The organism is Runella sp. R0.1_18, from assembly GCF_057652155.1.
The window spans coordinates 17,799-30,450 of record NZ_JBYFCK010000026.1; the positions used below are offsets into that span (position 1 = coordinate 17,799).

General features: G+C 43.8%; 12 protein-coding genes. 10 read left to right on the forward strand and 2 right to left on the reverse strand.

The genetic code is table 11. The features are described from left to right. Positions 1-73 precede the first annotated feature (73 nt). The 8 genes from AC23P2_RS27540 (at position 74) to AC23P2_RS27575 (ending at position 6,596) form a co-directional block, all read left to right on the forward strand. Entirely contained in the window at positions 74-454 is a 381-nt protein-coding gene (locus AC23P2_RS27540) for a hypothetical protein (protein ID WP_487776171.1), read from the forward strand. Between the two features lie 23 nt (positions 455-477). Continuing rightward, positions 478-792, forward strand: coding sequence for a LytTR family transcriptional regulator DNA-binding domain-containing protein (locus AC23P2_RS27545; protein WP_487776172.1), 315 nt, complete (start codon positions 478-480; stop codon positions 790-792). A 71-nt stretch (positions 793-863) separates the two neighbouring features. Continuing rightward, positions 864-1,283: a type II 3-dehydroquinate dehydratase gene (aroQ, locus tag AC23P2_RS27550; RefSeq protein ID WP_472491918.1), complete on the forward strand. Its 420-nt coding sequence runs from the start codon at positions 864-866 to the stop codon at positions 1,281-1,283. Between the two features lie 58 nt (positions 1,284-1,341). After that, positions 1,342-1,689 (forward strand): four helix bundle protein, encoded by a 348-nt coding sequence (locus tag AC23P2_RS27555; RefSeq protein WP_472491919.1) that lies wholly within the window; start codon positions 1,342-1,344, stop codon positions 1,687-1,689. A 42-nt stretch (positions 1,690-1,731) separates the two neighbouring features. Next, positions 1,732-2,817 (forward strand): aminotransferase class V-fold PLP-dependent enzyme, encoded by a 1,086-nt coding sequence (locus tag AC23P2_RS27560; RefSeq protein WP_487776173.1) that lies wholly within the window; start codon positions 1,732-1,734, stop codon positions 2,815-2,817. 47 nt (positions 2,818-2,864) lie between these two features. Further along, positions 2,865-3,227 carry a winged helix-turn-helix transcriptional regulator gene (locus AC23P2_RS27565; protein ID WP_487776174.1) on the forward strand — a complete coding sequence of 121 codons (363 nt, stop codon included), beginning with the start codon at positions 2,865-2,867 and terminating at the stop codon, positions 3,225-3,227. A gap of 105 nt (positions 3,228-3,332) precedes the next feature. Then, positions 3,333-4,106 (forward strand): NIPSNAP family protein, encoded by a 774-nt coding sequence (locus AC23P2_RS27570; RefSeq protein WP_487776175.1) that lies wholly within the window; start codon positions 3,333-3,335, stop codon positions 4,104-4,106. Between the two features lie 129 nt (positions 4,107-4,235). After that, positions 4,236-6,596: a T9SS type B sorting domain-containing protein gene (locus AC23P2_RS27575; protein WP_487776176.1), complete on the forward strand. Its 2,361-nt coding sequence runs from the start codon at positions 4,236-4,238 to the stop codon at positions 6,594-6,596. Positions 6,597-6,600: 4 nt separating this feature from the next. Here AC23P2_RS27575 and AC23P2_RS27580 read toward each other — a convergent pair whose 3' ends face one another. Both AC23P2_RS27580 and AC23P2_RS27585 read right to left on the reverse strand, forming a co-directional pair. Next, positions 6,601-7,200, reverse strand: a complete 600-nt coding sequence (locus AC23P2_RS27580; RefSeq protein ID WP_487776177.1) for a Uma2 family endonuclease — start codon at positions 7,198-7,200, stop codon at positions 6,601-6,603. A 197-nt stretch (positions 7,201-7,397) separates the two neighbouring features. After that, a complete protein-coding gene (locus tag AC23P2_RS27585; protein WP_487776178.1) occupies positions 7,398-8,684 on the reverse strand; it encodes an acetyl-CoA hydrolase/transferase family protein in 1,287 nt (428 codons plus the stop codon). A 214-nt stretch (positions 8,685-8,898) separates the two neighbouring features. Here AC23P2_RS27585 and AC23P2_RS27590 point away from each other — a divergent pair, with 214 nt between their 5' ends. Together AC23P2_RS27590 and AC23P2_RS27595 are read left to right on the forward strand one after the other, a co-directional pair. After that, positions 8,899-11,250 carry a prolyl oligopeptidase family serine peptidase gene (locus tag AC23P2_RS27590; RefSeq protein ID WP_487776179.1) on the forward strand — a complete coding sequence of 784 codons (2,352 nt, stop codon included), beginning with the start codon at positions 8,899-8,901 and terminating at the stop codon, positions 11,248-11,250. A 208-nt stretch (positions 11,251-11,458) separates the two neighbouring features. Further along, positions 11,459-11,944: a hypothetical protein gene (locus tag AC23P2_RS27595; RefSeq protein ID WP_487776180.1), complete on the forward strand. Its 486-nt coding sequence runs from the start codon at positions 11,459-11,461 to the stop codon at positions 11,942-11,944. The last annotated feature ends 708 nt before the right edge of the window (positions 11,945-12,652 follow it).

A 12,652-nucleotide genomic window follows, 5' to 3' on the forward strand; every position in this document is an offset into this window, starting at 1 on the left:
TGTAGAAAAAAATGAGGAGGTTTGTGCAGTTCTAAAACCCTGTTTTTTTAAACCTTTCAGACCTTATTATTTTATGAAAACGAACACTTTTATTCTGATTGTAACGGTTTACAGCTTGTTGCTGGGCTTGCCAGCGATTGTTGCTCCAATAATGGCTTCCGAATACTTTGGCCAGGTTTCCCCCAATGCCAACGAACTCTCTTTGTTTAATTTTTTAGGAGGCTACCAACTGGCCATGGGTTATTTGGGCTATGTAGCGTATCGCTCAACCGACAAAGCAACCCGCAGGGGCTGGCTGTTGTCCATCGTTTTCTTAACCGTTTTGGCTGAAGTAATCTATTATTACAACCTGAACGTGAGACACATGGCGCCTCATAAAACGATTGTGATGGACATGGCCATTTGGGCTATTATGGCCATTGGGGCTTTGTATTTTTGGAATAAAGAGAAGTAAATCTAAATTTTAATCCTTTACCAATGATGAACGCTTTATCTCATTTACCAAACTCAGGAAATTATTTGGTACTTCTACGTGGGCGTTTACGATTGCGTATAGCCGACATCGTTCGACTTGAAGCTGACCGAAACTATACCCGTTTTGTGCTGGCCGACGGTCGAACGTTGTTGATGGCGCGCACGCTTGGTTCCTTTGAAAAGGAATTACCACCTATATTTTTTCGGGCCAACAAGAGCGTTTTGGTGAATCGTTTACATATAAAAGTGTTGGCTAAAGATTGGCTCGAAATGATGGACGGTTTTGGGGTGGCCGTAGCGAGGCGTCGAAAAATATAAGAGACCAAAACAAGTTTTGAATGTACCACTGGAAGGTCGTAATATTGCAATTGAATTAAAACGACCAACCAGTGAAAAAAATACTTATCATCAACGGCCCCAATTTGAACCTGTTGGGCAAACGTGAACCCACTATTTACGGAAGCCAAACCTTTGAAGATTACTTCCAAACCCTTCAGCAACTTTTTCCTGAAGTAGAACTGCATTATTTTCAGTCGAACCACGAAGGGGCGCTCATCGACAAAATCCACGAAATTGGTTTTACGTTCGACGGAATTGTGCTCAACGCTGGTGCCTATACGCACACGTCGGTAGCCATCGCCGATGCTCTTTCGGCCGTCACAACGCCTGCGGTCGAAGTCCACATTTCCAACGTACACGCCCGCGAAGCTTTCCGTCACCACAGCTATCTCAGCAGCCGTGTAAAAGGTGTCATTGTAGGATTAGGATTAAGAGGCTACGAATTAGCGGTTCGGTATCTAATGAGCTAAAAGAATCTAATTGAACCGAAAAATGCAAAACTGAAAAATGTAAAACCGAAAGCTAAAAATGCAAAGTCGAAAATTTGATTTGGAGGAACGATTGATTGACTTTGGTGTTTTAATCATCGAAGCCAGTGAAAAATTGCCCAAAACAGCTGCGGGTAAACATTTAGCGGATCAACTGTTGAGGTCAGGAACGGCTCCTGCTTTACTTTACGGTGAGGCCCAAGCGGCGGAATCCAGAAAAGATTTTGTCCATAAAATGAAGCTGGCTCTCAAAGAGTTGCGCGAAACATCCATTAATCTCCGAATGTTGTCGAAAGCAAAAATGTATTCGGACGAGAACTTAGTAGGGGAGGCTCGACAACTGGTTGCAATTTTTCAAAAAAGCATTGATACGGCGCAGAGTAGTTAGTTTTACATTTTTCGGTTCATAAATTTTTCGGTTTTACATCTAATGATAACCTTTTACCCTGGTCCATCCAAAATTTACCCTCAAGTCGAGCAGTACTTGCAGGAGGCGTATCGTTCGGGGATTCTGAGCATGAACCACCGCAGCCAAGGCTTCATGGACGTGCTAAAAGAAACGCTGCGGTTGATGCACGAAAAGTTGGCGATACCCACCGATTATTCCATTTATTTGGTGTCGTCGGCCACGGAGGCTTGGGAGATTGTGGCGCAGTCGTTGACTCAGCAACACAGCGCCCACCATTACAACGGAGCTTTTGGTAAAAAATGGTTTAGTTACGCTTCGCACATCGTTCCGCAAACTTCGGGGTCGTTGTTCCCAATTGATCAAACCTTACCGTATCATTTGTTTCAGGAAGGAGAGGAGAGTGCGGCTTTCAATCGTCAACGCCTCAGCGATTACGAAGTACTGTGTTTGACCCACAGCGAAACCTCCAATGGTACACAAATACGGATGCAGGAGTTGGCTGAAATTCGTTCGTTGACCCCTGCCCTGATTGCTGTGGATGCTACTTCGTCGATGGGAGGAACTGCTTTTGATTGGACGCTCGGAGATGTCTGGTTTGCTTCCGTACAAAAATGTTTTGGTTTGCCCGCAGGCATGGGGATAATGGTATGTTCGCCCAAAGCCCTAGCAAAAGCGCGCGCTATCAATGATATTTTGCGCTACAACAGTTTATTATTTGTGCACGAAAACTTTGAAAAGTACCAAACGCATTATACGCCAAACACGCTTGGGGTATATTTGTTGATGCGGGTCATGGAGCAACTTGAGCCAATTTCTGCCATTGACCTACGAACGGTTGAACGTGCTGAAAGCCTGTATCAATTTATTGAAAATGAGACTAATTGGGAACCTTTGGTGACAAACAAAGCGACCCGTTCGGATACAGTCATTGCCGTTAAAGGGGAGCCTCAAGCGATAGCTGCGCTTAAAAAAGAAGCTATTTTGGCGGGAATTACTTTGGGTAATGGCTACGGCGAATGGAAAAATAATACGTTCCGAATTGCCAATTTTCCTGCTATTGAGGATGAGGAAATCGAACAATTGCGGTCTTTTTTACGAAAAATATAAGGTAGGAATCCAATAACTGATGGCTTTTGCTGATAAAAAAATGAGTTATGGCGGAACGTAAACTAAATTCGACCAACTACCAAAACCAAGTTTTTCTGGAGGAAAAATGTGCGCTCAATGAGTTGATTCATTTGTTGAGTAAACGATGGTTGACCGAAGTCATGTTTAGCATCGAAGAGGGAAATGGGCGCTTTTCGAGTATCAAAGAAGATCTTAAACACATCAGCGACAATGTGTTAGCCGACCGACTGAAACTTTTGGAAAGGTATAAGCTGATTACCCGAACGGAAAACGAAAAAGAAGTGCCTGTACGGGTAGAATATACGTTAACAGCAAAGGGAATAACGCTCAGTGAGTGGTTGGATGTGTTGTGTAACTTTGCCGAAAATGAAATGGATTTTTCAAATTAAGGGGCTTTTGCTTTGTAAATTGTGAGTGGAAAAATTGGCAACAGTATATTGTTTGGGGGAGTGAGGAGTTCTTACTTTGCTCTCCCAAATAAATTGGTTATACCTATGAAAAAATTATTCATTTTTGCCCTTGTGTGCTTGCTAGCTGGGTTTTCAGCATTGGCAAAGCGTGATTTTTACCAAATTAAAGTATATCATTTAAAAAACGAAGAGCAGGAAAGAAAAGTAGATGACTTCCTGAAACAAGCCTATTTGCCTGCGCTTCACCGTTTAGGTATCGCTCATGTAGGTGTGTTTAAACCCATTCCCAATCCCGAAAAACCTGCCGACGAAAAGCTGATTTATGTGTTTATTCCGTTTAAGTCGCAAGACGATTTTTTCAAATTAGAACAAAAATTAGCCTCCGATAAAGCCTATTGGGCCGACGGAAAAGCGTATTTGGATGCGGTTTATACCGAACCGCCGTACGACCGTATCGAAACCATTTTGTTGACGGCGTTTGAGAAGAATCCGCGCTACAATTTGCCTCAGTTGAAATCGCCGATGAAAGAGCGTGTATATGAACTTCGTAGCTACGAAGGGCATACGGAAAAGATTTCAAAAAATAAGATTAAGATGTTCAACGATGGCGACGAAGTGGGGCTTTTTAAACGCTTAAATTTCAACGCAGTATTTTACGGTGAAGTGGTAGCAGGAAGCCGAATGCCTAATCTGATGTACCTCACCACGTTTGAGAATCGCCCCGACCGCGATGCACATTGGAAGTCGTTTAGTGCGGATGAATACTGGAAAAAACTTTCCGCCATGCCTGAGTATCAAAAAAATGTGTCAAAAAATGACCAGCGCCTTTTATACCCTACCGATTATTCAGATATTTAGTCGATAGCTGTGGGTCGGGTTGCTCATAACCCGACCCACAGCTGTATTCAAAAATCCTTCATTCGTTACACTAAAAATTTCTCTCAAACGTTTTAAAATGAAGGTGTCACTTCTTTTGAAACGTTTGGTATGAAAAAACGATTACGTGAGTTGTTGTTGTGTAGTTTAGTGTTTTCTACACCTTATTGGGCTTCTGCTACCCATATTTTTGGAGGGAATTTTGGCATGAAACCGTTACCTCAAAAAGGCTTCTATCAAATCAGTTTGACGCTTTTTTTTGATATCGAAAGTAGTGCGCTTATCTCAAATAGTGAAAAAGCAGCTGAATGTAGTATTCAGTCGGTAGCTAATGGAAATATTATCAAAACCTTTACCATGTCGCGTGTGCGATTTGAACCTTTAGCTTATAAAAATGCCGTCTGTGTCCAACAAGGCAAATTACGAACTGCTACAGGGTACTTTTTGCATGAGCTTTTTTTAGACCCTGCTATCTTCAATGACCCAAAAGGGTATTTACTCGTTTATTCAAGTTGCTGTCGAAACAACACTATTACCAATATTCAGGACCCAATAACTGCCGAGGAAGTAGTCTCATTGCAGTTTCCTGCCATTACACAAAACGGGGTTGAGTTTCGCAATTCTTCCCCAGATTTTGGCGTTCCCAACGGTGATTATATCTGTATCAATAAACCGTTTGATTTTAACTCAAAAGCCACTGATGCCGACGGTGACGAATTACGTTACTCGCTGGTTACCCCTTACCGAAGACTAGGGCGGAGCGGTGGGTTTGATGAGGTAAAGTGGGCTACAGGCATAAGTTTGGCCAGCGTGATTCCAGGGCCACGTCCTCCTGTCATTCATCCTCGAACGGGCTTAATGTCGCTGACAGCGAATCGGCTAGGACTCTATGTTTTTACCGTTTTGGTGGAGGAATACCGAGGAGGAAAACGCATCGGTTACGTTCGGCGAGATTTCCAACTCCCCGTAGTTGATTGCCAGCGAAGTACGCTTGAAGTGCCTTTGGTTTATGATGCGACTAAGCCTAATCAGCCAGTTCAGGAAGTAGAATTGTGTGAAGGAGCGGAAATTACTTTGGTGACGGCAGAGAAGAAAGACTACGCCTATCAATGGCAACAGGATAATCTAAATTTATCGGGAGCGAATGCGACTTCCTTGCGCGTCACTCAGCCAGGTGACTACCGTGTAATCGTCAGTTCTCCCTTGACGTGCATAGGTGACACCAACTCGTTGACGATTAGCGTAAAGAATGCTCCTTCACCCACTGTTCAGCTAAATCCCTCTGACACCTTGCGTTTTTGTGCTGATGGAAATGGGGTGTTGCGCGTAACCGACTCCCCAACTTATCAGTACAAATGGTACAGAAACGGGGAAATTGTAGCGGGACAGGTAACGTCGCTATTGACTGTCCAATCAGCAGGAACGTATATAGCTAGGGTTACTACTCAGCTTCGACCTAACTGCTCGGTGTCGGCCTGGGATACGGTACAGGTAGTGGTTGTGGATAGACCATTAGCCAAAATTTCGGCCGACCGAACGGCTTTTTGCTTGGGAGATTCTCTTCTGCTTAAAGGTAGCCAAACCGCCCAGCAAGCAGGAGAATGGTATTACAATGATCAACTGATGATACCATCTTCTTCGACGCTTTATGTAAAGCGGGAAGGAGCGTATCGGCTCAAGGTAATTGAGGGGAGTTGCAGTAGCTTGTCAGAACCGATGAACGTGAGTCTGCAAGCGCCGCCAGTGATTACTTTTGACTCGCTTGGGCAAGTTTGTTTTAATTCATCGGGCGTTGTGCCTTTGCGGGCAATGCCTTCAGGAGGTGTTTTTATTGGTAAAGGAATAGCAGACAGTAGTCTAATTATTAGCGAAATAGGTGTAGGAAGTCATACGGTGAGCTACGAGTTTAAAGACCCTGCTACGGGTTGTATTGGCAGGCAGACCCGTTCGTTGGTTGTGCTACCCCTTCCTGAAATCAACCTTCCTGCTTCTCAAAGCGTTGCTTTAGGTGAAAATGTTACGCTAAAACCCCAAACAAAAGACCCAATGAATGAACAATTTCAATGGTCACCTGCGGAAGGACTTGATGACCCATTTTCTCCAACGCCTATCGCTTCGGTTCAACAAAATATGACTTATACGCTTCGAGTGACCGATAAAAACGGATGTGTCAATCAGGCTGCAACTAGGCTTGTTTTTTCCAATATAATCCTAGTCCCCGATGCGTTTTCTCCCAATGGCGACGGAGTAAATGACCGTTTGGAAATAAAAAAGAATGGCGATTTTGCTACGTTAGAAATGTTTATTTACAACCGTTGGGGGGAGTTGTTGTTTCATGTAAAAGATGCTTACCAAAATTCGTGGGACGGCATGTACCGTGACCAACGAGTTCAGGCAGGTGTGTATAGCTACGTGGTTCAAAACCAAGAAAAGGGAATAAAACAAGCGGGTCGCCTTTGGGTGTTGTATTGATGTATCAAAAATCAATATGTTCGTAAGCTTCATCCAAATGCAACGTGATGCCTAACGAACGAATCGACAAAAGCCCATCCGTACCCTGCGCTGCCGTTTTTTGCCACGTGTTTTCTTCCAATTGATACCAAGACTCAACAAGGGGAGTATGTTGCTCAACGATGATATATTCTTTGAGCGAAGGAAGCCGCTGGTACAACATAAATTTTTCGCCTCGGTCGTAGTTTTGGGTGCTTTTTGATAGGACTTCCACGATGACAAAGGGATTGACAATGATGTCCTCGCGGCCGTTCCAAAATTCAGGCTTTTTACAAATAACCAAAGCATCAGGGTAAACAGTCGTATCTTCTGAATCGATTCGAATCTTTTGATCGCTATTCAAAACAAGATATTTCTGCCTTAATCCACGAACAGCTATTTTTAAGGCTGTGGTAATATTGGTGGAAATTTGATTGTGTAGAAGGGTTGCGCCAGCTACAGGAACAATTAATCCGTTATAAAACTCATTCTTGCTTTTTGTTCGTTCTTCAATACGTAAATATTCTTCGTGCGTGTAAATTTTGTTGGAGCGTGGCTTGCGTAAAACTCCCATAATAAAGACCATATCTTTCGGCGTTTTTGATGAAATTATAAAAAAATGGTCAAGGTACTTTCAACTAGTTGATGATTTTGCTGGGAGTAAAAATCGGGTTGTGAGCAACCCGATTCACCCTTTATTGCTCCAGAGGAGCTACATCTTAGTAGAAAAAATGAATTAGATTAGAATCAAAGAGCCCCATCGGGGTGACATCTTTTTCTAATTTACAATGCCTTAAAACGCTCAAAACAGGCTTTTTCGAGTTCTTCGCGGTCGTCGGGGTGGGCAATGTTGATGAGAGCTTTGGCGCGTTGACGAAGGTTTTTGCCAAACAAATAAGCTGAACCGTATTCCGTAATGATGTAATGAGCATGGGCGCGGGTAGTGACCACGCCAGCCCCTTGTTTGAGGAAAGGCACAATGCGTGATACGCCTTTTTGCGTTCGCGACGGTAAGGCAATAATCGGTTTTCCCCCCTGACTCAACGCCGCTCCCCGCATAAAATCCATTTGTCCACCCACGCCCGAATACTGCAACGTTCCAATGGAATCGGAACAAATTTGACCCGTTACGTCCACTTCCACGGCGCTGTTGATGGCCACTACTTTGGGGTTTTGTTTGATGATGTGCGGGTCGTTGACAAAATCAATGTCTAAAAACGAAAACGCAGGGTTATCATTGACGTAATCGTACAACCGCTTGGTACCCAAGGCAAAACCCGTGACGGTTTTGTTGGGGCTGATGACTTTACACTTATTGTTGATGATGTCTTTATCAAACAAATCAATCAAGCCGTCGCTGAACATTTCGGTGTGTACTCCGAGGTCTTTGTGGTTGTACAAACATTGCAGCACCGCGTTGGGAATGGAGCCAATGCCCATTTGAAGCGTACTGCCGTCGTCGATGAGCTCGGCCACGTAGCGGCCAATTTGTTGGTCCACTTCCGAGACCGCTCCCCCAAACTTACCTTCGTGCAAGGCGTTTTCACAATAGACCATGGCATGAAAACGGCTGGCGTGAATCATCCCATCGCCGTGGGTGCGGGGCACGTTAGGGTTGACTTGGGCAATGACATAACGAGCGTTGTTGACGGCCGAACGGGCAATGTCAACCGAGACTCCCAACGAACAATACCCGTGCTGGTCGGGTACCGAAACGTGGACAATGGCTACATCGACAGGCAGAATTTTTTGGTTGAATAATTCTGGAATTTCACTCAAAAAAACGGGTACGTAGTCGGCACGGCCTTCGTTGACGGCCTTGCGGATACTTTCCGAAACAAACAACGAATTGATGTGAAAATGCCCTTTAAATTCAGGTTTGTCAACATAAACATCGCCATAAACGGTAATAGACACAATTTCCACGTCCTGTAAACGAGGAGCTTCTTGGGCGAGGTGACGAAGTAAATACGTAGGCGTTTGGGCACTGCCGTGAACAAATACGCGGTGGCCAGATTGGATGCAAGCGAGCGCTTCTTGGGGTGAGGCGTAACTAATGTTGGGTCGCAAGGTGTGAGTGAGTTGGTTTTGGAAACAATGCTAATCGTCTATACTTGCTAAAAAAATGATGTTTGTCAGAATTACTTGTCTAAAAGCCGTTTTTCTGCTTTTTATCTACGCAAAGCCCAAGTAGGTCATCATTTTATGGAATAATGGGTAATTTTTGTTTGTTTTGGTCATTTAATGTCTTTATTCAAACACTAACTCTTCATCTTACAACCCTATGAGCCAAATTTTCCGCGCATTCTCACTTTGTTGCGCTGTTGTGGTGAGTTCATTTTCTTTGTTTGCCCAAAAACTCGCCCCCCTTTCCGTTGATAAAATCATGCGCGACCCCAAGTGGATGGGAGTAGCACCGTCGAACCCGTTTTGGAGCGAAGACGGAAGCAAGGTTTATTTTAGTTGGAACCCCGATAAAGCCACCAGCGACTCCCTGTACGTGTATGACCTTTCGTCGAAACAAACCCGTAAAGTGACTCCCGCTGAGCGTCGAGCGTTGCCTAGCCAATTTGGAGTCTATAATCGGGCATTTACCCAAAAATTATATACCAAAAATGGTGACTTGTTTTGGTTGGATTTGAAAACAAACCAAACGCGTCAGTTGACAAATACAACTGATAATGAGTCGAATGTGTCGTTTAATGGCGATGAAACCAAAGCCGTTTTTCGCCGTGGTCTTAACTTGTATGCCCTGACGTTGGCGACGGGAGAGTTGACCCAATTGACTAGTTTTCAAGCAGGAAACAAACGCCCCGAAGCCGCCGCAGGTGAGCAAGAAAAATGGTTGAAAGCGGATCAATTGGCGATGTTTGAGATTTTGAAAGAACGCTCCGACAAGAAAAAAGAAGGAGCGAAGATAGCAAAAGCCGATTTGCCAAAGCGCCCGAAGGATATTTATACGGGTGAGGGGCAAGTTGATAACGTGACGTTGTCGCCCAAAGGTGATTTTGTGACGTATCGTTCGGTAAAAGCAGCGACAGGCACCAAGCCGACGATTGTGCCTAACTACGTGACGGAGTCTGGCTTTACGGAAGATATTCCTGCGCGTACCAAAGTAGGGGTGGCGCAGCCTACGTCGCAGTTGTTTGTTTATAACATTGCCCGCGACACGGTGTTGGAAGTATCGACCAAAGACCTGACGGGTATCAACGATAAACCCGATTATTTGAAGGACTACAAGCAAGATACCACCAAAGCGAAAAAGCCTGCGGCGCGCAAAGTAAACTTTATGAGCTTGTCGTGGTCAGAAGATGGCAAGTATGCCGTGGTGATGGTACGTTCGCAAGACAACAAAGACCGTTGGATTGCGCTGCTAGACCCTGCAACGGCCAAATTAAAAACCCTCGACCGCGTTCGCGACGAAGCGTGGGTAGGTGGTCCTGGGAGCTTTTCGTTGAATTGGATTGATAACGAGACGATTATGTTTCATTCGGAAGCGAATACTGGTTTTTCGCATTTGTACAGCGTCAACGTAGCCAATGGCACCCGCAAAGCCTTAACTTCGGGGAAATTTGAAGTACAACAGGCGCAAGTATCGCGCGATAAAAAGTCGATTTACTTTACCTCAAACGAGGTTCACCCAGGCGAGCAGCATTTCTACAAAATGTCGGTAACGGGAGGAGAACGGACGGCGTTGACCAAAATGACGGGAAGCAACGACGCGACGCTTTCCCCCGATGAGTCTAAACTTTTGATTCGTTATTCGTCGAGTACGCAGCCTTGGGAATTGTATTTGCAAGATAATCAGGCCAATGTGACACCGACCAAAATTACCAACTCTACGTCGGAAGAGTTTCGCAGTTACGCGTGGCGCGAGCCTCAAATTATTACGGTAAAAGCCACCGACGGTACCGACGTATATGCGCGTTTGTACGTTCCTAAAAAGAAAAACGGGGCGGCTGTGGTGTTTGTCCACGGCGCAGGGTACTTGCAAAACGCCCACAAATGGTGGAGTCAGTATTTTAGAGAGTATATGTTCCATAACTTGTTGGTGGACATGGGCTACACGGTGCTTGACATGGACTACCGTGCGTCGGCAGGCTATGGCCGCGACGTACGTACGGGCATTTACCGTTTTATGGGCGGAAAAGACCTTGACGACAACGTGGACGGGGCAAAGTACTTGGTAGAAAAGCACGGCATCAACCCCAAACGTATCGGGATTTACGGGGGCTCGTACGGGGGCTTTATTACGTTGATGGCGATGTTTACCAAACCTGGCGTATTTGCGGCGGGAGCGGCCTTGCGCCCCGTGACAGACTGGGCGGCTTATAATCATGGTTATACGGCCAACATCCTCAACGAACCCCAAACGGACTCCTTAGCGTACCGCCGCAGCTCACCGATTTACCACGCCGCAGGCTTGCAGGGGCATTTGTTGATTTGCCACGGGATGGTCGATGTGAACGTACACATCCAAGACTCGTACCGCTTGGTACAACGCCTCATTGAGTTGAAAAAAGAGAACTGGGAAATGGCCGCCTATCCGATGGAAGACCACGGTTTTGTAGAAGCCTCAAGCTGGACCGACGAGTACAAACGTATTTTAAAGTTGTTTCAGGAGAAACTGAAATAGCCCTTTTTTCTTCTTAATAACTTTTTCGGCAGGTTTATGACTTTTTAGTTGTAAATCTGCCTTTTTTTGATTTGGTTGGTGAAGGTTTTCGGTAACTTAATTTTGGAGGTAAAAATGGCTTTTTTGTATGGTTCGGATAACATCGAGGTTTAACAAGGTCTCATTTGTAAATTATTAAAAATTTATCACTACAAAAATAATCAAAATTATGGGATTTAATTTTTCAGGTATTGCTGTAAATAAAAACCTCCAAGATGAGATTCACTTTCTTGAACGACTATTATCAAGGCAACTAACCTATAACAAGGAAATTTATTTTGAGGAAGCTATGACTTATCATAAAGATAATAATGATTGTGATATCTACTTTACAGAAAAAGGGACACTAGTTTTTCTATCTGAACCGATAGAATATAGTTTGAATGATTTTTCAGAAGGTCTTAAAATATCACAATTTGTAGCGTCGGAAACTTCAATGGTTTTTGCATTGGAACTTTCTGAAAATCAGAATACTATTAGAGAAGTACAAGAATTCAATGGTGAAAGAATGTATGATGATGGTGAAAAAATTGAAGGAGAGACTGATGAAGATGATGGTTTTTATGTCGTGACAAAATCTATTGAATATATAATTGGAGAAGATTTTTGGGAAATTGAACCTGATTCTAAATCGTTTAGGTATAAAATGAATTAAATCATTTATGATCAATATTTTACCAAGAACCAGTTTTTTGGTTTTACTTTTTGATTTAGTGAGAAATATTAAAGTGGAACTCATTAAAATAAATAACTGCGATTCATTGCTCCAGAGGAGCTACATCTTAGTAGTAAAATAAATTAGACATTCCCCAAAGCCCCATGGGGGTGACATCTTTCACCAGGTGTCGGTCACCTCGATGGGGCTTTGGGGTGGTGTTTATTTGCCTTTTTCTACTAAGATTTCACCTCTCCGAGGCTCCTTTATTTTTAATGCGTTTAACCTGAGCGAATTTGTATTAATAGGTTTTCAATCCAAAGTTTAACCAACTTGTAGCGTTTTCACTTCCGTGGTCTATAAAATCCTTGTGGCCTAGTGTCTCCGCAGGCTATTTACAATACAGTTAAGAATTTGAACAAAAATTTTGAGGAATTCAAATTAGCCTCGGTAGAGGCGCAACATTTGTAGAGCAGGAGTTTTTTTAAATTATTGCTTCGGACGGGGTCGCCCCTGCGGAAGCATAACGTGTTGTATTGTTATGCTTCTCCGAAGCAATAAGATTCGAACTTGATGGACGACTCTCTACTCTCTACAAAGGTTAAGCTTCTCCGAAGCAATACAAACTAATACTCTAAAACTTATGCGCAACTATTTTGTATTAAACAGTGTGTTTGCGCCAAAGTAAGTGCCAAATCCGCTTTTGTA